Below are 24,093 nucleotides of genomic sequence, written 5' to 3'. Positions count from 1 at the left end.
TAAACGAGCCAAAGAGCCAAAAGGCCGAAGTGCTAAAGGTCAATAGGGACAAGGGACTAGGAGTTCGATATGAGTGATAGTAATTCTGGAAAGACGTCGAAAATTTGGCTGATCTCAGCCATCTGTGGTGTGCTTGCGTTCTTGGCGCTGTTGTTCATCGCGAGCTATTCAACGGTTGCATCACTGATTATCGGCGTCCTCGTCGCATTGCTTGTGGCGATTTTGTTGTGGATTGGCTGGTACGATGAGCCCGTCCAAGAGGCTCCTGCCAGTGCCGCGTCTCACTCTGCTGTGTCGGCGACAAGTACGGGTGCGGTGACCGGATCTGTGTCTGCAACCCCCGCGACTTCGCCCGCAGGGCTGATGTCGACACCCGATGCGGTGACGACTGATGCGCCCGTGGCGCCTGCACCCAAAACCGTGACACCGAAAGCCAAAAAAGCGGCTCCGAAAAAGGCAACTGCGCCAACGGCGAAAGCCCCAGTCGCGAAGGCGGCAGCGCCTAAGAAAACAGCGGCAAAATCGACCAAATCGAAAGCCGCTACGACATCGACGGCCGCAAGTCCGGCTCCTGTGGAGGTCGCTGATAAACCTGTAAAAGCGCCAGCGAAGGCCAAAGCAGCGGCAAAAGAAAAAGCTCCCGCCAAAGAAAAAGCGCCGGCAAAACCTAAAGCTACACCTGCAAAGGCCAAAGCAGCGGCTCAATCCGCGCCAGCTAAAGCGGCTCCGGCAACAGCAAAAGCGGCGACACCGAAGGCCGCAGCCAAGGCCAAGCCCGCAGCTAAAGCATCCGCAAAACCCGCGGCAAAACCCGCATCGGCATCGCCCAAGCGCGCACCTGTTGCCGCCGATGGCAATCCGTCAGATGTGGTGCTAAGTGCAGCGCGTGACGGCAAAGCGGACGATTTGAAAATGCTTAAAGGCGTAGGCCCAAAGATTGAGACGCAACTGCATGCGCTCGGGTTCTACCACTTTGATCAAATCGCATCTTTGCGCAAAAAAGAAACCGAATGGCTTGACGAAAAACTCGTGGGCACCTCGGCACGTCAGATTGAGACATGGAAACCCGATGCAAAGACACTCGCAGCGGGTGGCCAAACCGAATTCTCCAAGCGCGCGAAATACTAAGCGCTTTGGGACATAAGATACGATGAGTTCCGATACAGAGATCCGTCTCGCCAAAAAGGCCCGTTTCGTCGGGTTTGTTATGGCCGCAACGATGGTGATCTGGCTCGGGGCTCAGTGGGTCGGTGGAAAGATGGGACTGCCTGTGCGGTTCGTGTTTCTCTTTGACCTCGCAGCGCTCGGTGCATTTGCGTGGGCGTTTGTGAACATTTACCAGATCTGGCGCGCGCGCCAGCAAGGCTGAAGGAAGTAGACCAATGCTTAAGGATCAGGATCGGATCTTTACCAATATCTACGGGATGCATGACCGCTCCCTGAAGGGTGCGCAGGCGCGTGGACATTGGGACGGCACGGCCGCCATTCTCCAAAAGGGACGCGATTGGATCGTGGACCAGATGAAGGCATCGGGACTGCGCGGGCGCGGTGGTGCGGGTTTCCCCACCGGCCTCAAATGGTCGTTCATGCCAAAGGAAAGCGATGGTCGCCCGTCCTACCTCGTCATCAATGCCGACGAATCCGAGCCAGGCACGTGTAAAGACCGCGAGATCATGCGCCATGATCCGCACACCCTGATCGAGGGGGCGTTGATTGCGTCTTTCGCGATGAATGCCAATGCCGCCTATATTTACATTCGTGGTGAGTACATTCGCGAAAAAGAAGCGCTGCAAAACGCCATTGATGAGGCCTACGCGGCGGGGTTCCTTGGCCGGAATGCCTGCAAATCCGGCTACGATTTCGACCTCTATCTGCACCACGGTGCGGGGGCGTATATTTGCGGCGAAGAGACCGCATTGATCGAAAGCCTTGAGGGCAAAAAAGGCATGCCACGGATGAAGCCGCCGTTCCCTGCGGGGGCGGGTCTTTATGGCTGTCCGACGACTGTGAACAACGTGGAATCTATTGCGGTTGTCCCAACGATTTTGCGCCGTGGCCCTGAATGGTTCGCGGGCTTTGGTCGCCCCAACAATGCGGGTACCAAACTGTTCGCGATTTCGGGTCACGTCAACAATCCCTGCGTTGTCGAAGAGGCAATGTCGATCTCGTTCGAAGAGCTGATTGAAAAGCATTGCGGAGGTATTCGCGGTGGTTGGGACAACCTCAAAGCTGTGATCCCCGGTGGCTCCTCCGTGCCCTGTGTGCGCGGTGAGGACATGAAAGACGCGATCATGGATTTCGATTACCTGCGCGGCGAACTGGGCTCCGGCCTTGGCACCGCTGCCGTGATCGTTATGGACAAATCGACCGACATTATCAAAGCGATCCACCGCCTATCGATGTTCTACAAACACGAGAGCTGTGGTCAGTGTACGCCGTGTCGCGAAGGTACGGGGTGGATGATGCGGGTCATGGACCGTCTGGTCAAAGGCGAGGCGGATCTTGAGGAAATCGACATGCTGTGGGACGTGACCAAGCAGGTTGAGGGCCACACGATTTGTGCGCTCGGTGACGCTGCCGCGTGGCCGATCCAAGGCTTGATCAAGAACTTCCGCGACGAAATCGAAGACCGTATCAAAACCCAAAAATCGGGCCGGTCCGGCGCGATGGCTGCGGAGTAAGATATGAACATGTGTCGTGTTGTCCTCTCATCACTCTTAAGCGCCGCGTTTTTTGTCGCGCCGCTTTCCGCATCGGCATTGCCGGCGCTATCGAGTGTCAAAGAGATCGACAACAACATGTTGTTCGTCGGGATTGCGATCGAGATTGCGGATGAATGCCCGACGATTTCGGCCCGCACGCTCAAAGGGTTGAACTTTCTTTGGACGCTCAAGGCAGTGGCCTCGGAGATGGGATATTCGAACGACCAGATCGAGGCCTACGTCAAAAGCAAAGACGAAAAGGCCCGCATTCGCGCCGCAGGGGCAGATTATGCCCGTGCACGCGGTGTCGATCCGACAACATCCGCAGGGCTGTGTGCCTTGGGGGAGATGGAAATCGCGAAGGGCAGTGTGATTGGATCACTGTTGCGCGCGAAGTGAACATGAGCGCGCGTGGTGACACGAGCGCAGATAATAGACTGGGCGCATAAGCGTCTGAACTGGCTGGCGGGACGATCCCAATTGGCCGCGAAGAACAGGTGATTGACTATGGCAGACAAGCGCAAAATCATCATTGACGGGACCGAAGTTGAGGTCGATCCGGCGATGACCATCCTTCAGGCTTGCGAAGTTGCAGGCATCGAAGTGCCCCGTTTTTGCTACCACGAACGCCTCTCGATTGCGGGCAACTGCCGCATGTGCCTCGTAGAGGTTGTTGGCGGTCCGCCCAAACCCGCAGCAAGCTGTGCGATGCAGGTCAAAGACATGCGCCCCGGCCCTGAGGGTCAGCCGCCTGTGGTGAAAACCAATTCGCCGATGGTCAAAAAGGCCCGCGAGGGCGTGATGGAGTTCTTGCTCATCAACCACCCGCTGGATTGTCCGATCTGTGACCAAGGCGGCGAATGCGATTTGCAAGACCAAGCGATGGCGTACGGCGTTGATTTCTCGCGCTACCGCGAACCCAAACGTGCGTCGACCGAATTGAACCTTGGTCCGCTGGTTGGCACCGCCATGACCCGTTGTATTTCGTGTACGCGCTGTGTGCGTTTCACCTCCGAGGTCGCGGGTATCACCCAGATGGGCCAAACAGGGCGCGGCGAAGACAGCGAAATTACAAGCTATCTGGACCAGACGCTCAAATCGAACCTTCAGGGCAATATCATTGATCTGTGTCCCGTTGGGGCGCTGACATCGAAACCCTACGCCTTTACTGCGCGTCCATGGGAATTGACCAAGACCGAGACCATCGACGTGATGGACGCGCTTGGCTCCAACATCCGTGTCGACACCAAGGGCCGTGAAGTGATGCGCATTTTGCCGCTCAACCATGACGGCGTGAACGAAGAGTGGATTTCCGACAAGACCCGTTTTGTGTGGGACGGTTTGCGCCGTCAGCGCCTTGATACGCCATATGTGCGTGAAAACGGCAAACTGCGCAAAGCCACATGGGCCGAGGCGCTCAACGCGGCGGCGGCGGGTCTCAAAGGCAAAAAGGTTGCGGGTCTGATTGGGGATCTGGTTCCTGTTGAGGCGTCTTTTGCGCTCAAACAATTGGTTGAGGGTCTTGGTGGAAGCGTCGAATGCCGCACCGATGGCGCGAAACTGCCCGCGGGCAACCGCTCCGGTTATGTTGGCACGGCGTCCATCGCGGATATCGACGATGCCGAATACATCCAGTTGATCGGCACCAACCCGCGTGACGAATCGCCTGTGCTCAACGCACGGATCCGCAAAGCATGGTTGAACGGCGCCAAAGTCGGCCTGATCGGCGAAGCGGTTGATCTGACCTATGACTATGTCCACGTTGGCACCGACCGCGCCGCGCTCGAAGAGTTGGCAGATCACACCGCCGGTCCCGTCGATGACGCGAATTCCGTGATCATCGTGGGTCAGGGTGCCCTGACTGAGGCAGATGGCGAGGCGGTCTTGTCGCTTGCAATGAAAATGGCCGAAGCGACGAAATCCAAGTTGATGATTTTGCACACAGCTGCGGCGCGTGTTGGCGCAATGGATGTGGATGCGGTCACACAGGGCGGTCTGACAAAGGCGCTCGATGGGGCTGAAGCCGTTTATAATCTAGGTGCGGACGAAGTTGAAATTGGTGATGGCGTGTTTGTCGTCTACCAAGGCTCGCACGGGGATCGTGGCGCGCACCGCGCTGATGTGATCTTGCCGGCTGCCGCCTACACCGAGGAAAACGGTTTGTTCGTTAACACAGAAGGCCGCCCACAACTTGCGCTTCGTGCGTCCTTCCCTCCGGGTGACGCGAAAGAGAACTGGGCGATTTTGCGGGCCTTGTCTGCCGAGCTTGGCGCGCCATTGGCGTTTGATAGCCTTGCCGCACTGCGCCGTGATTTGATTGCAGCCGTGCCGCATCTGGCGCAGGTTGATCAGGTGGTGGAGAACACATGGACCCCGATTGCCGTCAAGAAACCTGCGAAAGCAGAGTTCAGAAACGCGGTGAAGGATTTCTATCTGACCAACCCGATTGCACGTGCGTCCGCCTTGATGGCGGAACTGTCTGCGGGGGCCAAGGCGCGCACAACACAAGATGTGGCGGCTGAATAATGACTGTCCACGGGATCACATATCGCACTTCGGGAACGGGCGTGGCGCTTGCCGCTGCGGCGCTTCTTGGGGCGTGTGTGGCCCCGACAGATGGCACTGCTACGAGTGATCGTGTGGTGAAAAGCAACAAGGTTTACCGCGGCGTGGATACGCGCCTTTTGGACGGTGATCTGGTGAATTTTCACGTCTCCATGACGGGGACGGAAGATAAAAACGAGGTGGCTGACTACGCACAATGCGCAGCGGCTCAATATGCGCTGATCCGTGGTTTCGGATTTGCGCGTCATGTGCGCACAAATGTCGCATATGAGGGTGGAATTTGGCGCGCGGATGCTGTTTACACCATCTCGTCAGCGCTCCCCGAAGGTTTGCGAACGATCGACGCAGAAGTCGTCGTTGCAAACTGTAGGGACAACAAGATACCGACGGTGTGAAAGGCTGAAAAATGGTCGAATTTTTCACGACAACAAATCTCGGGATAGCTCTCCTGATCCTCGGACAATGTCTGCTGGTTCTGGTGCCGCTATTCGTAGCGCTCGCCTTCTTGATGTATGGCGACCGTAAGATCTGGGCAGCTGTCCAGATGCGCAAAGGCCCCAATATTGTGGGCGTGTTCGGTCTGTTGCAGTCCTTTGCGGACTTCATCAAATACATCGTGAAAGAGGTGGTCGTGCCTGCAGGGGCCGACAAGTTCGTGTTCTACCTTGCCCCCATGATCTCATTCGTGACCGCCTGTATCGCCTGGGTCGTGATCCCGTGGAATGACGGATGGGTGATTGCCGATCTCAACGTGGCTATCCTCTATGTCTTTGCTGTGTCCTCGTTGGAGGTCTACGGCGTGATCATGGGCGGTTGGGCGTCGAACTCCAAATACCCGTTCCTTGGTGCGTTGCGCTCCGCCGCACAGATGATTTCTTACGAAGTTTCGATTGGTTTGATCATTATCGGTGTCGTTTTGTCGTCCGGTTCAATGAACTTTGGCCAGATCGTTGCGGCGCAAGATGGCCGTTTTGGTATCTTCTCTTGGTACTGGGTCGCGCACTTCCCCATGGTTGTGTTGTTCTTTATCTCTGCGTTGGCCGAAACAAACCGCCCCCCGTTCGATCTGCCTGAGGCGGAATCGGAATTGGTGGCTGGCTATCAGGTTGAATACTCCTCCACGCCCTTCCTCTTGTTCATGATGGGCGAGTTGATGGCTGTGGTGTTGATGTGTGCGCTGGTGTCCTTGCTCTTCTTTGGTGGTTGGTTGTCCCCTGTGCCGGGATTGCCTGACGGCATCTTGTGGTTTGTGCTCAAAATACTGTTCTTCTTCTTCATCTTCTCGATGGTGAAGGCAATTACACCGCGCTACCGCTATGACCAGTTGATGCGCATCGGTTGGAAAGTGTTCTTGCCGCTGTCACTCGGTTGGGTCGTACTCGTCGCATTCTTTGCTCAATACGGTGCGTTCGGTGGGGCCTATGCCCGCTGGGCGATTGGAGGCTAAGTCATGGCTATGGATTATACCCGCGCCGCGAAATACTTCTTGATGACGGATATCATTGCGGGCTTTCGCATTGGGTTGCGGTATTTCTTTTCACCCAAGGTGACGATCAATTATCCGCACGAAAAGGGGCCACTCAGCCCGCGTTTTCGTGGCGAACATGCGTTGCGCCGGTATCCCAATGGCGAAGAGCGCTGTATCGCGTGCAAATTGTGCGAGGCGATTTGCCCCGCGCAGGCGATCACCATCGACGCGGAACCGCGCGATGACGGATCCCGCCGCACCACGCGCTATGATATTGATATGACGAAATGCATCTATTGCGGATTTTGCCAAGAAGCCTGTCCCGTGGATGCGATCGTCGAAGGCCCGAACTTTGAGTTTGCCACTGAATCGCGCGAGGAGCTGTTCTACGACAAGGACAAGCTTTTGGATAACGGCGCACGGTGGGAAGCTGAAATTGCCCGCAACCTCGAACTCGACGCGCCATATCGCTAAGATCACAACAACAGGACCGAGTATTCTTTGATGACCGACTTTTCAAAACTCTTTGGACAGATGATGGAACAGGGCCAGAAAATGGCCGCTGAGATCAATCCGTCGATGGCGACATTCTCGCCGGCGGGTTTTGACAAAATGTTCCCCTCCATGACCAAAGAGTACATGGACATGATCTGGGGCAACGCGTTCAACAAAGACGGTCTCGATGCCAAAACGCGGCTTTTGGTCGTGCTCGCGGGCCTCACCGCCCAAGGCGTGCAGGCCGAAGCGCCATTTAAAATGACCGTGCGCCACGCACTCGAGGCGGGTGCCACACAAAAAGAGGTCGCGGAAGTGATCTATCAAATGTCAATGCTCGGCGGCTTGCCCGCTATGTCTAAAGCGCTCGACTTCGCCAACGAAGTGTTCGCCGAACAGCAGGAGGACAGTGAATGACTGTCGTTGATTTCGCATTCTATTGTTTTGCCATCCTGATGCTGACGGGGGCGCTGTTCACGGTTGTGGCGCGCAATCCCGTTCACTCGGTGCTGTGGTTGATCTTAACGTTTTTGTCGGCATCCGGCCTCTTTGTGCTCTTGGGCGCGGAGTTCGTCGCGATGCTGTTGATCATCGTCTACGTGGGGGCGGTGATGGTTTTGTTCTTGTTTGTCGTCATGATGCTCGATGTTGATTTTGCCGAGCTCAAGGCGGGAATGGCGCAGTATCTACCCTTTGCCATTTTGATGGCCATTGTTGTCCTGCTTCAATTCGGGATTGCCTTTGGCGATTGGCACGCGGCCGATGGCGCACAGGCGTTGCGCGGGGCAATCACACCTGACGATGTCCACAACACGGCCGCTTTGGGTCAGTTGATGTATGACGATTATCTGATGCTGTTCCAACTGTCAGGCCTGATCCTGTTGGTTGCTATGATCGGTGCAATCGTATTGACCTTGCGCCACCGCACAGACGTCAAACGCCAGAACGTTCTGGCCCAGATGCACCGCGACCCGGCCAAGGCGATGGAACTAAAAGACGTGAAACCGGGGCAGGGGCTTTAGGCCGACTGACCCAGACTATGAATATGGGGCGATGCTAAAGTCGCTTTGAGCCAAAGCCACCACTGTGTGGCGCAAGTAAAGAACTGAGGGACGACATGGTCGGACTTGAACATTATCTGGCAGTCGCAGGTGCGCTGTTTGTGATCGGGATTTTCGGTCTCTTTTTGAACCGGAAAAACGTCATTATCATTTTGATGTCTATTGAGATGATCTTGTTATCGGTCAACATCAACCTTGTCGCCTTCTCCTCCTTTGCGGGGGATCTTGTTGGGCAAATCTTTACGATGTTGGTTCTGACTGTCGCCGCCGCCGAGGCTGCGATTGGTTTGGCCATTCTCGTCGGCTTCTTCCGCAATCGCGGCACGATCGACGTCGAAGACGTCAACGTGATGAAAGGGTAAGGGCACATGGAAACGATAATCCTCTTCGCCCCATTGGTGGGTGCCATTATCGCAGGTTTCGGCTGGCGTATGATTGGCGAGCGCAATGCGCAAGTTTTGACCACGGGCCTGTTGTTCCTCGCGTGTGTTCTGTCGTGGGTCGTATTCCTCGGCTTGGACGCGTCAGCGGTCAAACACATCACCGTTATGAAATGGATGGAAAGCGGGTCGCTCTCCGTTGATTGGGGGATCCGCATGGACCGCCTCACGTCGATCATGCTGATCGTCGTGACAACAGTGTCCGCACTCGTTCACCTCTATTCATTCGGCTACATGGCGCACGATTCCCAGTTTGGCGATGACGAGCCATATCGCGCACGTTTCTTTGCCTACCTGTCGTTCTTCACATTCACGATGCTTATGCTCGTGACCGCCGACAACCTTGCTCAAATGTTCTTTGGCTGGGAAGGCGTGGGCCTCGCGTCCTACTTGCTCATCGGCTTCTATTTCAAGAAACCATCAGCCGGTGCCGCGTCGATGAAAGCGTTCATCGTCAACCGCGTTGGTGACTTCGGTTTCGCGCTCGGCATCTTTGGCCTGTTCTATCTGACCGATAGCATCGACATGGATACCGTATTTGCCAAAGCGCCCGAGCTTGCGAATACGCAACTGCATTTCTTGTGGACCGAATGGAACGCGGCCAACCTGTTGGCGTTCCTCCTGTTCGTGGGTGCTATGGGTAAATCGGCGCAGCTGTTCTTGCACACATGGCTACCTGACGCGATGGAAGGCCCGACCCCTGTGTCGGCGCTGATCCACGCCGCGACCATGGTGACCGCGGGTGTATTCCTTGTGTGCCGCATGTCGCCGTTGTTCGAATATGCGCCTCAGGCCCAAACGTTCATTGTCTATATCGGCGCCTCCACCGCCTTTGTCGCCGCGACAATCGGTTTGGTGCAAAACGACATCAAACGCGTCATCGCCTACTCCACCATGTCCCAACTGGGGTACATGTTTGTGGCGGCGGGTGTGGGCGCTTATGGTCCGGCGATGTTCCACCTTTTGACGCACGCCTTCTTTAAAGCGATGTTGTTCTTGGGCGCGGGCTCGGTCATTCACGCGATGCACCACGAGCAGGACATGCGTAACTACGGTGGTCTTCGCAAAAAGATCCCGATGACATACTACGCGATGTTGATCGGCACGCTGGCCATTACGGGTGTTGGTATTCCTCTCACGCACATCGGTTTTGCAGGTTTCTTGTCCAAAGACGCGATCATTGAAAGCGCGTATGCGTCCGGTGTTGGCTATGCCTTCTGGATGCTCGTTATCGCGGCCTTGTTCACGTCCTTCTACTCGTGGCGCCTGATGTTCCTCACGTTCTTTGGTAAGGCGCGCGGCGATCACCACACGCACGACCACGCGCATGAAAGCCCGATGGTTATGCTCGTTCCGCTCGGTGTGCTCGCCCTCGGCGCGGTGTTCTCCGGTATGGTCTGGTATGGCTCATTCTTTGGCGACCATGATAAACACAACGCGTTCTTTGGCATTCCGGCGCATCACGCCGAGGCGGACGCCGCACATGGTGAGGCAGCAGATAGCCACGCATCGGAGGCCGCAGACACGCATGATATGGCCGACGAGGGTCATGCTCAGATGGGCGAGGCACCACAAGGTGCCATCTTTATCGCCGCTGACAACACTGTGATGGATGACGCGCACCATGCCCCAACATGGGTTAAGGTCTCGCCATTTGTTGCGATGCTGATCGGTTTCATCACCGCGTGGATGTTCTACATTAGGGACACACGCCTGCCCAAACGCCTCTCGACCGCTCAGCCCGTTCTCTACGATTTCCTACTCAATAAGTGGTATTTCGACGAGCTGTACGATCGTATCTTTATCCGTCCGTCTTTGGCTCTTGGCCGCTTCTTTTGGAAGCGCGGCGATGAAAAGACGATTGACGGGGCGATCAACGGTGTCGCTTTGGGTATCGTTCCCTTCTTTACGCGCCTCGCAGGTCGCGCGCAGTCGGGCTATTTGTTCACATACGCATTTGCGATGGTATTGGGGATTGTGATCTTGATTACCTGGATGTCGATCGGCGGAGGGTCTCACTAATGGATAACGTCCTGTCCTTCGTTACGTTTCTACCGACTATGGCGGCTTTGGTCCTTGCGCTGTTTTTGCGCGGGGATGACGAAGTGGCTCAACGCAACGCCAAACGTCTCGCGTTGTTTGCCACCGTCATCACCTTCCTGATCTCGCTGTTCATACTGGCGAAATTCGACCCAGCCGACACCGGCTTTCAGATGGTCGAAGAGCGCTCGTGGATCATGGGGCTGAGCTACCGCATGGGGGTTGACGGGATTTCCGTTCTCTTCGTGATGCTCACAACCTTCCTCATGCCGCTGGTGATCTGGTCAACATGGACCGTCACAACACGCGTCAAAGAGTATATGATCGCGTTCTTGTTGTTGGAAACGCTGATGCTCGGCGTGTTCATGGCGCTTGATCTGATGCTATTCTACCTCTTCTTTGAGGCGGGTCTGATCCCGATGTTCTTGATCATCGGTATCTGGGGCGGCAAAAACCGCATTTACGCAGCGTTCAAATTCTTCCTCTACACCTTCCTCGGCTCCGTGTTGATGTTGGTCGCCATGATCGCCATGTATCTCGACGCGGGCACCACCTGTATCGGTGGCTGCGGAGAGGCGACATCGCTTTTGACCCACACGTTCGCGTCCGACACGTTGTCGGTCATGGGGTTCCGAGTTGTCGGCGGGATGCAGACGATTGCCTTCCTCGCGTTCTTTGCCTCCTTTGCGGTGAAAATGCCGATGTGGCCCGTGCACACATGGTTGCCGGACGCCCACGTTCAGGCGCCCACTGCGGGCTCTGTGGTTCTGGCGGCGATCTTGCTCAAAATGGGCGGCTACGGGTTCTTGCGCTTCTCGATCCCGATGTTCCCTGTTGCCTCCTACCACCTTGCAGACTTCGTGATGTGGTTGTCGGTGATTGCCATTGTCTACACTTCGCTCGTCGCGATGGTGCAGCAAGACATGAAAAAGCTGATCGCCTATTCGTCCGTGGCCCACATGGGATACGTGACCGCAGGGATCTTTTCGCTCAACCAACAAGGGATCGATGGCGCAATCTTCCAGATGCTCAGCCACGGCTTTATCTCTGGCGCGCTGTTCTTGTGTGTGGGCGTGATTTACGACCGGATGCACACCCGCGACATTGACGCCTATGGCGGCCTTGTAAACCGGATGCCTGCCTATGCACTGGTATTCATGTTCTTCACCATGGCCAATGTTGGTCTTCCGGGGACATCCGGTTTTGTGGGTGAATTCCTCACGCTTGTCGGTATGTTCCAAGCCAACACATGGATTGCCGCAGTGGCGACCACGGGTGTGATTTTCTCGGCGGCCTACGCGCTTTGGCTTTACCGCCGCGTGGTCCTTGGCGATCTGATCAAAGAAAGCCTGAAAGCGATCACGGATATGACCGCGCGCGAAAAAATGATCTTTGCGCCGCTCATCTTTATGACGCTTTTGCTTGGTGTGTATCCGTCGCTTGTGACCGATCTAATCGGCCCATCGGTGGGCGCATTGCTCGATAACTATAACGCCGCTCTGCCGTCTGATTTGGTTCAGACTGCCGCAGCCGCAATTAGCCATTAAGGGGACGGACCAATGACCGCTCACGATTTCTCGATCGTCCTTCCGGAAGTCCTCCTTGCCGTATACGGCATGGCAGCTCTCTTGTTCGCTGTTTACACGAGCAAGGATAAACTCGCCAAAACCATCACATGGGTGACGGCGGGCGTGTTTGTCGTCATCGCAATGATGATTGCTCTGTCAGGTACGGGGTCCAATTCGGCCTTTGACGGCATGTTTATCGACGATGCGTTTTCACGTTTTGGCAAGGTTGGCGCACTCCTCGCGGGGGCGGCGGTCTTGGTCATGTCCGTCGACGTGATGGAAAAGCGCGATATGCTCAAATTCGAGTATCCGATTTTGGTGCTCTACTCGACCATCGGCATGATGGTGATGGTGTCGGCGGGCGATCTTATGGCGCTCTACCTCGGCCTCGAGCTGATGTCCTTGGCGTTGTACGTCATCGCATCGTTCCGCCGCGACAGTGTGAAATCCACGGAATCCGGCCTGAAGTACTTTGTGCTTGGGTCGCTCTCGTCGGGTCTTTTGCTCTACGGCGCGTCACTCACATACGGTTTTTCGGGCACAACAAACTTTGCGGGGATCATCTCCGTTGTCCAAGACGATGTCCCACTTGGCGTGCTGTTTGGGCTCGTGTTCATGATGACAGGTTTGGCGTTCAAAGTGTCCGCTGTGCCGTTCCACATGTGGACGCCTGACGTCTATGAGGGCGCTCCGACACCAACAACCGCGTTCTTTGCAACCGCTCCGAAACTGGCGGCTATGGCTCTGTTCGCACGCGTTTTGCATGATGCGTTCGGTGGTATTGTTGGCGACTGGCAGCAAGTGCTTGCGGTTATTTCTGTGGCCTCGATGTTCCTCGGTGCCGTTGCGGGTATCGGCCAGACCGACATCAAACGTCTGATGGCCTATTCGTCGATTTCCCACATGGGGTTCGCCCTGATGGGCTTGGCCGCAGGCAACGCCGAGGGTGTACAAGCCGCGATGATCTACATGGCGATCTATGTTGCGATGAACATCGGCACATTCGCCTTTATCCTGACGATGGAACGTGATGGAAAACCCGTCACTGATTTGGCGTCGTTGAACCGCTACTGGCGCACCTCCCCGTCCAAGGCATTGGCCTTGTTGGTGCTGATGTTCTCGCTCGCGGGTGTGCCCCCAATGCTCGGCTTCTTCGGTAAACTGGCTGTTTTGCAAGCCGCATGGGGTGCGGGTCTTGTGTATCTGGCGATCTTTGGTGTGATCGCGTCTGTGATTGGCGCGTTCTACTACCTGCGCATCGTCTACTACATCTACTTTGGCTCCGAGCATGAACCCCTCGACAAAGTGTCGAGCCCCGTGGCGACAGTCATGCTTATGGCCTCTGCGCTGATCATGGTCGTGGGTATCGTCAACTTGTTCGGTGTCGGTGAATACGCGGCAATGGCGGCGGATGCTCTTGTCAAATAAGGCGCACATCTGGCCAGATGGGGTAGGGCGCACCGTCCTTGCCGAAACGGACAGTACAATGACAGAGGCCGCCCGCGTGGCGGCCTCTTGTGCGTTCCCCCAATGGATTTTGGCACATCGCCAATCGGCGGGACACGGACGGCGCGGGCGCGCATGGTCGATGCCCAAGGGCAACTTTGCCGCCACGCTGCTTTTGTTCCCGAACGAGGCTCCCGAAATCGTCGCCCTGCGGTCCTTTGTGGCGGCCCTCGCGCTCCATGAGGCGCTTGTGGTTGTTTCAGGCCGGCCAGAGAGTTTTGCGCTCAAATGGCCAAATGATGTGCTGTTGAACGGCGGTAAGGTTGCGGGCATTTTGCTTGAACGCGGCAAGGGGCACCTGTCGATCGGTATCGGCGTCAATCTCATTGATGCGCCTACGCGCGCCGAGGTCGAAGAGGGGGCCGTGGCCCCTGTGTCGCTCTTGTCGGAAACGGGTGTGAGTGTCCCGCCCGAAGAGTTCCTTGACGTGCTCGCGCCTGTCTATGCTCGTTGGGAGGCTCAGTTTACCACATACGGATTTGCGCCCATTCGCACCGCGTGGCTGGAGCGCGCCGCCAAATTGGGCGAACTGATCCGCGCGCGCACCGTCACTGAGGAACACCACGGCACCTTTGAAACCGTGGATGCCTTTGGTAATCTGGTGCTTAAAACGGCCAAAGGCACGCTTTCAATTCCCGCAGCGGAGGTCTATTTTTGATGCTACTGTGTATCGATACGGGCAATACCAATACCGTCTTTTCCATCTGGAATGGCAGTGAATTTATCGCCACTTGGCGCACGTCCACCGAGGTGCAGCGCACCGCCGATCAGTATTATGTCTGGTTGTCGAGCTTGATGGCCTTTCAAAAGGTTGAGGCGGATATCACCGAGGTGATTATTTCGTCGACCGTGCCGCGCGTGGTGTTCAACCTGCGTGTGTTTGCCAACCGCTATTTTGAGTGTCGCCCGCTTGTTGTCGGCAAGCCCGAGTGCCTGTTGCCGCACGCCCCGCGCGTCGATGCGGGCACAACGGTTGGCCCCGACCGCCTTGTGAACACCGCCGCTGCCTTTGACCGCTTTGGCGGTGATCTGATCGTGGTGGATTTTGGCACGGCGACGACATTTGACGTGGTGGCGCAAGATGGCGCATATGTCGGGGGGGTTATTTCGCCGGGGGTGAATACCTCCCTCGAAAGTCTCCACCTTAAAGCGGCCGCCTTGCCGCATGTTGACGTGACGATGCCAGACAAAGTGATCGGCACCAACACAGTTGCCTGTATGCAATCGGGGGTGTTTTGGGGCTATGTTGGCCTCGTGCGTGAGACATGTAACCGCATCAAGGCCGAATATGAGCGCCCGATGCAGGTGATTGCCACGGGTGGGCTTGCGCCGCTGTTCAATCAGGGCCACAAGCTGTTCGACGCATTTGACGAATTTTTGACGATCCACGGCCTTGTCGTGATCCATAACTACAACAAAGACCACAACACAGAATTGGGTAACACATGAGCGATCGACTTTTATACCTGCCGTTGGGCGGCGCTGGCGAGATTGGCATGAACTGCTACGTCTACGGCTACGGCCCCGCAGGGCGCGAACGCTACATCGTCGTGGACCTCGGCGTGACATTTCCATCGATGGACGGCTCACCGGGTGTGGACCTGATCTTTGCCGATGTGTCGTGGTTGGAAGAGCGCAAGGAGCGTATCGACGCGATTTTCATCACCCACGCGCATGAGGATCACGTTGGTGCGGTTGGCCACTTGTGGCCACGTCTTGGCGCGCCGATCTATGCACGGACGTTTACCGCCCACCTTGCCCGCCTCAAATTCGAGGAGCACGGTCACGACGAACTCATGATCAAAACCGTCTCCGCATGGCCGCAACAGGTTGAATGTGGCCCCTTCAAGGTCGGGTTCCTGCCCGTGTCGCACTCGATCCCCGAAAGCTCCGCACTTGTGATCGATAGCCCCGCAGGCCGCGTCATTCATACCGGCGATTTCAAAATCGACGAGACTCCAGTTGTGGGCGAGGCGTTCGACCGCGCCCTTTGGGAAAGCGTGTGCAAGGATGGCGTGAAAGCCCTCGTATGCGACAGTACCAACGTCTTTACCGACACACCGGGCCGGTCCGAGAGCGAAGTGGTCGAACCGCTGACCGAGTTGATGAAAGACCTCAAAGGTATGGTTGCAGCAACCACATTTGCATCCAACATCGCGCGTGTGAAATCGCTCGCCGAAGCAGGAACGAAGGCGGGGCGCTCGGTTGTTTTGTTGGGCCGCGCGATGCGCAAAATGATTACGGCCGGTATTGAGACAGGAATCATTTCCGACTTTCCCAAGACCATTTCCCCAGAACAGGCGGGTGATGTTCCGCGCGAAAACCTGTTGTTGCTGACAACAGGGTCGCAGGGTGAATACCGCGCCGCGACAGCGCAATTGTCGCGCGGCAAATACCTTGGTCTGAAAATGGCCGAAGGCGATACGGTTATTTTCTCGTCCAAAACCATTCCGGGCAACGAAATGCCGGTGGCGCGCATTCTCAACAACTTCTCCGAGATGGGCGTAAACTGTATCACAGGGCGCAACGATATTCACGTATCGGGTCACGCCAACCGTCCCGACCTGACCACGATGCACGAGGTGGTCAAGCCACAGATCGTGATCCCGATGCACGGCGAACACCGTCACTTGCGTGAACACGCGGCCTTGGCCGAAACCAACGGGTTCAAAGGTGTCGTGGCACCCAACGGTGTCGGTATCGATCTCACGGGCGACACGCCCAAAGTGACCGAATATGTCGAAACGGGTCGCACCTATTTGGACGGAAAAGTTCAGATTGGCGCGATGGACGGTGTTGTGCGTGACCGTATCCGTATGGCGCAGTATGGCCTCGTCGTGGCAACGGTCATCGTCGAAGATGACGAGCCGCTTGGTGATTGCTGGTGCGAAGTGCGCGGGTTGCCCGAAATTGGCCTATCGCGTGCGCCGCTCGTGGATGTGCTTGAGGCGGATATCAATCAGTTCCTCAACCGTGCTGGTAAAAAGACGATGCGCGATGACGGCAAACTCGAGGAGGACATGCGCCGCATTCTGCGCAAGACCACCAACGACGAGACGGGCAAAAAGCCGGAAATCCAGATCGTGATTTCGCGCCTCTCTGCCTAAAACGAGCGTTTATCGACTGAGAAAGGGGGCATGCGAGTGCCCCCTTTTACGTTTTAAGTGATTGATTAAAAGTTTTTGCGATCCGAGATATCGAGATGGATTGCGCCATCGTCCAATGCGTAAATATCCGAAATGAACGTTTTCCCGCCGCCGACACCAACGACGATGAAACGTGTCGCGTCGAGGCAGAAATCATATGCTTCCCAATTGCCGTCCCCGAGCCATTCCGTCAGGCCAACCGCATTGTTGGTGTTGTCATAGTCGGCAACGCCCACCGCCGTGAGGTCTTCGAGTGTTGTGTTGTGAACGGTTAAGCTGACGCATTTTGCCGATGCAACACTCGGCATGGCCGCGAGCGTCCCAACCAGAAGTACAGATAAAATTGAAGGCATGGCATCTCTCCCTTTGGTAAGTTCACATTCAATTATATGCGACTGATCGTGGTGACGACTTGATGCACCGCAAAACAAACGCGCCGCGAAATGAATCGCGGCGCGTGAATGATACCTGTGCCAAAGCGAGATCGCTTGAGCGCGGTGTGACCGATGCGTTAGTTGCCTTCGGCCTCGCGGCGCTCTTCAAAGCTCATGGCGATAAACGTTGGGAGATGATCGCCAAGACCAACAACGTTGTTGTCATCATCGCGTGCACGACCACGTCCACGGCCCCCACGAGAGCGGGGCGCACGTTTGTCATCGCGCTCCGTGTCACGTGGTTCATTGCGTCTGTCGTCGCGCGATTGTGTGCGCGCCTCAGGTGCGGCGTCTTGTGTCGCAGCTTCGGTTGGGGCAGGGGCCTCGGTCGCTACAGCCACTGGTGCCGCCTGTGGTGCGGTTGCCTCAACCGTCTCAATCGCAGCAGGCTCAGCCGCTTTGGGTGCGTTTTGCGCGGCTGTGTTTTGATCTGCGGACTGTGGCTCAACGGCGGTCGGCGTGTCTGATTTGGCCGCACCACGGCGCGCGCGCGAACGGGTACGCTTTGGCTTGTCCTCGGGTTTGGCCTCTGCACCCTCAGGGGTCGGTGCCTCTACCGCTGCGGTGCCAAGTGGATTTTCGAGGCGCGGAATTTCCTTGCCAATCAGACGCTCGACGTCCGCAAAGTTTTTCTCGTCGCGTGGCTCACAAATCATAATGGCTTTGCCATCACGACCCGCGCGACCAGTGCGTCCGATGCGGTGCACATAGTCCTCTGCGTGGCCTGGAACGTCAAAGTTGAACACGTGGGTCACGGATGGCACGTCAAGGCCGCGCGCGGCCACATCAGACGCCACAAGGATCTTGAGCGCGCCATTGCGAAACGCATCGAGCGTCGCATTGCGTTTGCTTTGGTCGAGGTCGCCATGGATTGGCGCCGCGTCGAAGCCATGCTTGGCCAGAGATTTTGCAACGATATCCACATCCGTCTTGCGGTTGCAGAAAATGATACCATTCTGAAGTGTCTCGCCCTCGGCATTGATCAAGGCACGCAACAGATCGCGTTTTTCGGTGGCTGACCGCTCACGCCGCGAGGCTTTGAACATGACCACGTTTTGTTTGATGTTCTCGCCCGAGGTCGCCTGACGGGCCACTTCGATGCGTGCAGGGTTGGACAAGAATGTGTTGGTAATCCGCTCAATCTCGGGCGCCATTGTCGCCGAGAAAAACAGTGTTTGGCGCGTAAAGGGCGTCATGCCAAAAATACGCTCGATATCAGGGATGAACCCCATGTCGAGCATCCGGTCGGCTTCGTCGACGACCATGACTTTTACGTCTGACAGGATCAGTTTGCCGCGCTCGAAATGGTCGAGCAGGCGACCGGGGGTCGCGATCAAAACGTCTACGCCTTTGTCGATCAACTGGTCTTGTTCTTTGAACGACACGCCACCGATCAACAGAGCTTTGGTCAGCTTGTGATACTTGGTGTAGGTGTCAAAGTTCTCGGCGACTTGCGCGGCCAATTCACGTGTCGGGCACAGCACCAAAGAGCGCGGCATACGTGCGCGTGCACGGCCTCGGCCCAAAAGTGTGATCATCGGCAATGTGAAAGAGGCGGTTTTTCCCGTCCCCGTTTGGGCAATTCCGAGGACATCTCGGCCCTCAAGAGCGGGGGGAATCGCACCCGCTTGAATCGGGGTGGGGGTCTCATAGCCCGCGTCTGCGATAGCCTTGAGAACTTTTTTGTCGAGATTTAGGTCGGTAAACTTGGTCAAATTGTGCCTTTCGAGGTATACGGCGGTAAAATCGGCCGCATATAACCCGCGCGGCCCGTTCGGCCATATTGCCGAAACGTACTATGGTCTGCCTAATACGCCGCGCCCATTAAAACGTCAAGGTGACGTGGGTTTTGCGGGGGGCTACGCACGATTTTGCTGCAATTTTTCGCGCAATAACATTAGGCGGCGAAACACGGTTTTTGGGCAAGCGTTGATCCGCAGTAGCATATCGGACCCAAGCAGGGCGGCCCCTGTCCCTTGGTCTGTGTCCGCCAGCGCCTCTACGGTTTCATGCAGTTGCAACACGATATGCGCATCCAAATCCCCCATGGCGACCGTGTAGGCACCCTGTCCCAAGGAGACGGGGCCGGTCTTTCGGCGTCCCAATGCAAATGGCTCATCGGGACCAAGACCTGAAAAGCTGCGCTCGGTATCCGCCAGTTTCATCATGCCGGTGACCAAAAAGAATTCACGCCCCAGACGGCGTTCCAACTCGGTGCGCCCATGCGCGCCAAAGGTGCGCATCGCCGATATTTTCCATCTAATATCAAGGTGCTCCACCAAAAATTCCGCCTCTTCGTCCCAAAGCCGAAACCACAGATCGAGAATGGAGGATGGCACCGCCGTGCGCCGAGTGATCATCACAAGGCAGCCCATAAGGTGGCACAGCTCGGGCTTTCCCTGAAAGAACTGGCGCAACCATGTGGCATTGCCGGCGTAGTCGGTCAAAAATGGATCGCGCCCCTCCCACGTCTCGCCACGCGGAATATGGCGTGTTTTGAACGGGGCGAACTGCACGTCTGCGGGGGGCACATCGCCCTGCGTAATAAAGAACGGATCAAGGCGGCGTTTGATCGGTGCTGCAAGTCCGTCAAACCCTTGCGGATAGGTGCAATCCGTCTGCGGCGGGGGCGTTTTTCGAACCTTTTTCATATCGAAATCCTACCCCGCGCCGATGTCATGTCAAACCATCATTTCCTTGGTCGCGGAGAGCGTCAGGGTTGGGAAATCACGCTCGATTCTATCGATGTCCCATTGCAAGCGGGTCAAGAACACAGGGTCGCCATCATGGTCATAAGAGATGTGTTGTTTGTTGGTATTCACACATTTTTCGAGATCCGCACGTGGTCCCGAAATCCACCGCGCGGAGGTGAATTGCGATTGGCCAAACCGCACGGGAAGGCCGTATTCCAACTCGATACGCGAGGCGAGCACTTCAAATTGCAAGGCACCAACCACGCCGACGATAAAGCCGGAGCCAATCGCGGGTTTGAACACTTTTGCGGCCCCTTCTTCGGCGAATTGCATCAATGCCTTTTCGAGGTGCTTGGACTTCATCGGGTCGCCCGCACGCACGCTTTGCAACAGTTCCGGTGCAAAGGACGGAATGCCGGTGACGCGAATCTCCTCGCCCTCTGTGAGGGTGTCACCAATGCGCAATTGGCCGTGGTTCGGGATGCCGATGATATCGCCGGCCCATGCTTCCTCGGCCAATTCGCGGTCGGAGGCGAGAAATAGTACAGGGTTCGAGATCGCCATCTGCTTTTTGGACCGCACATGCGTGAGTTTCATCCCGCGTAGGAAATGACCCGATGCGAGGCGGACAAAGGCCACGCGGTCGCGGTGCTTGGGGTCCATGTTGGCTTGGACTTTGAACACAAATCCCATCACCTTTTTCTCATCTGCATGGATGGAGCGCGGCTCGGCCTTTTGCGGCTGCGGCTCTGGGCCGTACTGCGCCATGCCGTCCATCAGTTCCTTGACGCCAAACGAGTTGATCGCCGAACCGAACCAAATCGGCGTGAGTGTGCCCTCAAGAAAGGCCTCGCGGTCAAAGGCCGGCAGCAATTCACGCGCCATTTCGACCTCTTCGCGCAACTGTTCCAACAGATGTGCGGGGATGTGTTCGTCAAGTTTGGGATCGTCGAGCCCTTTGATCGAAATGCTTGCCGCCACCTTGTTGCGGTCCGCGCGGTCCATCAATTCGAGACGATCGTGGAGCATGTCGTAACAGCCTACGAACTCGCGCCCCACACCGATGGGCCATGAGGCAGGGGTTACATCAATCGCCAAGTTTTCTTGAATTTCGTCAATGATCTCAAGCGTATCACGGCTTTCTCGGTCCATCTTGTTACAAAACGTCAGGATCGGAAGGTCGCGCATACGGCACACTTCAAACAGCTTTTGCGTTTGGCTCTCCACACCTTTCGCGCCATCAATCACCATGATGGCGGCGTCCACGGCGGTGAGCGTGCGGTAGGTATCCTCGGAGAAATCCGAGTGACCGGGGGTGTCCACAAGATTGAACCGGTGCCCGTCAAAATCGAACGACATGGCCGAAGCCGATACGGAAATCCCGCGGTCTTTTTCCATCTGCATAAAGTCGGAGCGCGTGCGGCGGGCTTCGCCTTTGGCGCGCACCTGACCCGCCATCTGAATCGCCCCGCCGTACAGCAGGAATTTCTCTGTCAATGTCGTCTTACCCGCATCGGGGTGAGAGATGATTGCAAAGGTCCGGCGCCGCGCGATTTCGGCGGGCAGATCGAGGGAGGTGTGTGCGCTATCTGACATGCGCCCGCATATAACTGTGCGGGCGAAGTTGGGCAAGCAGGGATGGGTGTTAGCCGCGTGACGCCGCGCGCAACAATTCTACCGCATTGGCGCTATCGAGCATACCATCCGTTATATCGATCGCGCGCGGGCGTTCGCCTGACATGGCGTGGCCAGATAGGTGGGCGTGCACTTCGCTAGGTAGATAGGTTTTGGCCTGTTTGTCGACAAACATACTTTCGGCGGCGATGCCCTCGGCGTAGATGATTTCATGTTGATCGAACAACACTTGGAAGTAGTCGACAAATCCGCCGTCACTTTGCACCACATCAACGCCATTCACCAACAATCGCGCCTTGACCAATACCTCCGCACGCCCCGCTTTTATACGGTCATTGCGTTGGTAGATGAAGATGCGGTGGTTTGGGCTGACGACCAGATCGGCAGCGTTGTTGAGCACGCCTTCCTTGATGGTGATGGGGGCGAAGGCTCCGGTTGCACGCATGGTTTGCTGACCAATCCAACGGATTTCGCGCGCGCCATGATCGCGGGTGAGAACACGGTCCCCCACGTTCAGATCCTCGATCAAGACCTGTTTGCCATTTGCCATCGTGATGTGCGTGCCGCGTGTAAAGGCGACACATGCGATTTCGGCCAAACGGGTGCGCGGGCTTTGGCGGTCGATATTGACCAAGGAATAGGTTTGTTTTTCGTCCAGCGGCGCGAAGGGAAGCATATAGCACGCAGCGATGTTGTCGCTGTCGTCCGTTTCAACAATGATCAACGCCTCGAGTGTGGAGCCGTCGAGCGTCATAAAGGTCGCGGCACAATCAAGGTGAAGTCGCGCCCCGTCACGGCCCACTTCAGACCCTTGGCCGATGCTCAGGGTCTCGTCGGTGATTTGTAGGGCGAGGCGTAGACGGTGCGCGTTTGCCGCCAACATATACGTGTCCGCGAGTTCCAGCTCATCAGACGGACCGATTGCGTCCCCCTGGTTGGCGCCATCCGTAACGCGAAACGCCTGCGCAGGATAAACAGACAGGTTTTGAACGGGCTGAGCGTTCCCTGTTGTTTGTTCGTGCTGTGGTGTCGTCGTCGTTGCCACGAAAGGCCCCTTTTTATAAATGTCCGCGCGTCTCGCGTCTAAGGTATCAGTCGCCGATTCTACAGTATCTAACATTATTATTCACTCGTCATGCCGTAACGGAACCCGAAGGATACGCAATTATTTTCAACACTTAGTGGGAAACAATGTCAGGATTTGGGCATAATAATGCAAATAACGGCGTGATGGTGCGGATGTCTTGGCAGGCCTTTCGGTAAACGCACGGGCTTTGCGTTGGCGCACACACTTGGGTGCGTGGTTGGCGAGGTGACAAGGGTGGCCTCGCGCCCTACAACGCTCCTTAATCGTCAAAATAAACTCCTCAAACGAGCACAAAGGAACGCGCACATGGATTTGGGCATCAAAGGTAAAAAGGCACTGGTTTGTGCATCATCCAAAGGTTTGGGGCGTGGGTGTGCCGAATCGTTGGCCGAAGCGGGCGTGAATTTGGTTATGAATGCGCGCGGTGCAGAGGCGCTTGAGGCCGCAGCTGCCGAAATTCGTGCAAAATACGGCGTTACCGTTGAGACGGTCGCCGCAGATGTCACGACCGAAGAGGGCCGTGCACAGCTTTTGGCCGTTGCGGGACAGGTTGATATTTTGGTCAATAACGCTGGTGGTCCACCTCCGGGCATGTGGACCGATTGGGAGCGCGACGATTTTATCGCGGCCTTGGATGCCAACATGCTCGCCCCGATTGCGTTGATCAAGGCGCTGGTGCCTCACATGATCGATAACGGGTGGGGCCGTGTGGTCAACATCACATCCGTCTCGGTAAAGGCCCCGATTGCCGTGTTGGGTCTCTCCAATGCTGCGCGTGCGGGCCTGACGGGCTACGTGGCGGGTACGGCGCGCCAAATCGCGCCCAAAGGCGTGGTGATGAACAACTTGTTGCCCGGATTGCACGCAACGGATCGCATGGTGAACCTCGACACCGCCGCCTCACAGGCGACAGGAAAAAGCTTTGACGAAGTGCGCGCCGAAAAAGCCGCGTCAATCCCCGCAGGGCGCTACGGCACAGCGGCAGAGTTCGGTGCGACATGCGCGTTTATGTGTAGCCAGTTCGCGGGCTATATGGTTGGGCAAAACATCTTGCTCGACGGTGGTGCGACGAACACAACGATGTAAACGGGCTCTCCCTCTTGCGGTGGTATCGGCAGATGTCGGGCCTACGCGGGAGGGACTTCGCCGCGCGGCACTGCGGTTGCTAAGTGATGTGCAGCCTGCTAGGACGTTTTGAACCTTATCGTTTTTGTCGGAAACGCCGTGCCCCCAAAACCTGTGTTAAACCCTCA

The 24,093-nt window shown here is 56.5% G+C and carries 23 protein-coding genes; 18 read left to right on the top strand and 5 right to left on the bottom strand.

Going from position 1 to position 24,093, the window contains the following annotated elements:
* Positions 1–69: 69 nt before the first annotated feature.
* The 17 genes from IMCC12053_RS11880 (at position 70) to IMCC12053_RS11800 (ending at position 16,952) form a co-directional block, all read left to right on the top strand.
* Complete coding sequence (locus IMCC12053_RS11880) at positions 70–1,128, top strand: hypothetical protein (RefSeq protein ID WP_062219325.1); 1,059 nt, start codon at positions 70–72, stop codon at positions 1,126–1,128.
* Positions 1,129–1,150: 22 nt separating this feature from the next.
* On the top strand, positions 1,151–1,369 hold the full coding sequence (locus IMCC12053_RS11875; RefSeq protein ID WP_062219323.1) for a DUF5337 domain-containing protein: 219 nt from the start codon (positions 1,151–1,153) through the stop codon (positions 1,367–1,369).
* Between the two features lie 13 nt (positions 1,370–1,382).
* Positions 1,383–2,681 (top strand): NADH-quinone oxidoreductase subunit NuoF, encoded by a 1,299-nt coding sequence (nuoF, locus tag IMCC12053_RS11870; protein ID WP_062219321.1) that lies wholly within the window; start codon positions 1,383–1,385, stop codon positions 2,679–2,681.
* A 3-nt stretch (positions 2,682–2,684) separates the two neighbouring features.
* Positions 2,685–3,101: a DUF5333 domain-containing protein gene (locus tag IMCC12053_RS11865; protein WP_236852423.1), complete on the top strand. Its 417-nt coding sequence runs from the start codon at positions 2,685–2,687 to the stop codon at positions 3,099–3,101.
* Between the two features lie 108 nt (positions 3,102–3,209).
* On the top strand, positions 3,210–5,228 hold the full coding sequence (gene nuoG / locus IMCC12053_RS11860) for an NADH-quinone oxidoreductase subunit NuoG (protein WP_062219317.1): 2,019 nt from the start codon (positions 3,210–3,212) through the stop codon (positions 5,226–5,228).
* Positions 5,228–5,662, top strand: a complete 435-nt coding sequence (locus IMCC12053_RS11855; protein WP_143089994.1) for a hypothetical protein — start codon at positions 5,228–5,230, stop codon at positions 5,660–5,662. Before nuoG ends, IMCC12053_RS11855 begins: the two co-directional genes overlap by 1 nt.
* A gap of 11 nt (positions 5,663–5,673) precedes the next feature.
* Positions 5,674–6,714: an NADH-quinone oxidoreductase subunit NuoH gene (nuoH, locus tag IMCC12053_RS11850; protein ID WP_062219315.1), complete on the top strand. Its 1,041-nt coding sequence runs from the start codon at positions 5,674–5,676 to the stop codon at positions 6,712–6,714.
* A gap of 3 nt (positions 6,715–6,717) precedes the next feature.
* On the top strand, positions 6,718–7,209 hold the full coding sequence (gene nuoI / locus IMCC12053_RS11845; protein WP_062219313.1) for an NADH-quinone oxidoreductase subunit NuoI: 492 nt from the start codon (positions 6,718–6,720) through the stop codon (positions 7,207–7,209).
* 30 nt (positions 7,210–7,239) lie between these two features.
* Complete coding sequence (locus IMCC12053_RS11840) at positions 7,240–7,647, top strand: carboxymuconolactone decarboxylase family protein (RefSeq protein WP_062219311.1); 408 nt, start codon at positions 7,240–7,242, stop codon at positions 7,645–7,647.
* On the top strand, positions 7,644–8,252 hold the full coding sequence (locus IMCC12053_RS11835; protein WP_062219309.1) for an NADH-quinone oxidoreductase subunit J: 609 nt from the start codon (positions 7,644–7,646) through the stop codon (positions 8,250–8,252). Before IMCC12053_RS11840 ends, IMCC12053_RS11835 begins: the two co-directional genes overlap by 4 nt.
* 95 nt (positions 8,253–8,347) lie before the next feature.
* Positions 8,348–8,653, top strand: a complete 306-nt coding sequence (gene nuoK, locus IMCC12053_RS11830) for an NADH-quinone oxidoreductase subunit NuoK (RefSeq protein ID WP_062219307.1) — start codon at positions 8,348–8,350, stop codon at positions 8,651–8,653.
* A 6-nt stretch (positions 8,654–8,659) separates the two neighbouring features.
* Complete coding sequence (nuoL, locus tag IMCC12053_RS11825) at positions 8,660–10,753, top strand: NADH-quinone oxidoreductase subunit L (protein WP_062219305.1); 2,094 nt, start codon at positions 8,660–8,662, stop codon at positions 10,751–10,753.
* The gene (locus IMCC12053_RS11820; protein ID WP_062219303.1) at positions 10,753–12,318 is read left to right on the top strand and encodes an NADH-quinone oxidoreductase subunit M; all 1,566 of its coding nucleotides are present in this window, start codon (positions 10,753–10,755) and stop codon (positions 12,316–12,318) included. Before nuoL ends, IMCC12053_RS11820 begins: the two co-directional genes overlap by 1 nt.
* A gap of 12 nt (positions 12,319–12,330) precedes the next feature.
* Positions 12,331–13,767, top strand: coding sequence for an NADH-quinone oxidoreductase subunit NuoN (gene nuoN / locus IMCC12053_RS11815; RefSeq protein ID WP_062219297.1), 1,437 nt, complete (start codon positions 12,331–12,333; stop codon positions 13,765–13,767).
* The gene (locus IMCC12053_RS11810) at positions 13,751–14,503 is read left to right on the top strand and encodes a biotin--[acetyl-CoA-carboxylase] ligase (RefSeq protein WP_062219295.1); all 753 of its coding nucleotides are present in this window, start codon (positions 13,751–13,753) and stop codon (positions 14,501–14,503) included. Before nuoN ends, IMCC12053_RS11810 begins: the two co-directional genes overlap by 17 nt.
* A complete protein-coding gene (locus IMCC12053_RS11805; protein WP_062219293.1) occupies positions 14,503–15,294 on the top strand; it encodes a type III pantothenate kinase in 792 nt (263 codons plus the stop codon). The genes IMCC12053_RS11810 and IMCC12053_RS11805 overlap by 1 nt, the downstream gene beginning before the upstream one ends.
* Positions 15,291–16,952: a ribonuclease J gene (locus tag IMCC12053_RS11800; RefSeq protein ID WP_062219291.1), complete on the top strand. Its 1,662-nt coding sequence runs from the start codon at positions 15,291–15,293 to the stop codon at positions 16,950–16,952. The genes IMCC12053_RS11805 and IMCC12053_RS11800 overlap by 4 nt, the downstream gene beginning before the upstream one ends.
* Positions 16,953–17,017: 65 nt before the next feature.
* Here IMCC12053_RS11800 and IMCC12053_RS11795 read toward each other — a convergent pair whose 3' ends face one another.
* The 5 genes from IMCC12053_RS11795 to IMCC12053_RS11775 all read right to left on the bottom strand — a co-directional run bounded on the left by IMCC12053_RS11795 (position 17,018) and on the right by IMCC12053_RS11775 (position 22,798).
* Positions 17,018–17,344: a hypothetical protein gene (locus IMCC12053_RS11795; RefSeq protein WP_062219289.1), complete on the bottom strand. Its 327-nt coding sequence runs from the start codon at positions 17,342–17,344 to the stop codon at positions 17,018–17,020.
* 158 nt (positions 17,345–17,502) lie between these two features.
* On the bottom strand, positions 17,503–19,140 hold the full coding sequence (locus IMCC12053_RS11790; protein ID WP_062219288.1) for a DEAD/DEAH box helicase: 1,638 nt from the start codon (positions 19,138–19,140) through the stop codon (positions 17,503–17,505).
* Positions 19,141–19,284: 144 nt separating this feature from the next.
* The gene (locus IMCC12053_RS11785; RefSeq protein ID WP_062219286.1) at positions 19,285–20,076 is read right to left on the bottom strand and encodes a hypothetical protein; all 792 of its coding nucleotides are present in this window, start codon (positions 20,074–20,076) and stop codon (positions 19,285–19,287) included.
* Positions 20,077–20,106: 30 nt separating this feature from the next.
* Positions 20,107–21,714, bottom strand: a complete 1,608-nt coding sequence (locus IMCC12053_RS11780; protein WP_062219284.1) for a peptide chain release factor 3 — start codon at positions 21,712–21,714, stop codon at positions 20,107–20,109.
* A 49-nt stretch (positions 21,715–21,763) separates the two neighbouring features.
* Entirely contained in the window at positions 21,764–22,798 is a 1,035-nt protein-coding gene (locus IMCC12053_RS11775) for a Hint domain-containing protein (protein WP_062219282.1), read from the bottom strand.
* Positions 22,799–23,146: 348 nt separating this feature from the next.
* Between IMCC12053_RS11775 and IMCC12053_RS11770 the strand changes: the two genes are divergently transcribed.
* The gene (locus IMCC12053_RS11770) at positions 23,147–23,926 is read left to right on the top strand and encodes an SDR family oxidoreductase (RefSeq protein ID WP_062219281.1); all 780 of its coding nucleotides are present in this window, start codon (positions 23,147–23,149) and stop codon (positions 23,924–23,926) included.
* Positions 23,927–24,093: the final 167 nt, after the last annotated feature.

It is taken from the genome of Celeribacter marinus (genome assembly GCF_001308265.1).
Lineage (GTDB): Bacteria > Pseudomonadota > Alphaproteobacteria > Rhodobacterales > Rhodobacteraceae > Celeribacter > Celeribacter marinus.
The sequence above is the reverse complement of the archived record's forward strand: the minus strand, read 5'-3'. Positions and strand labels throughout refer to the sequence as shown.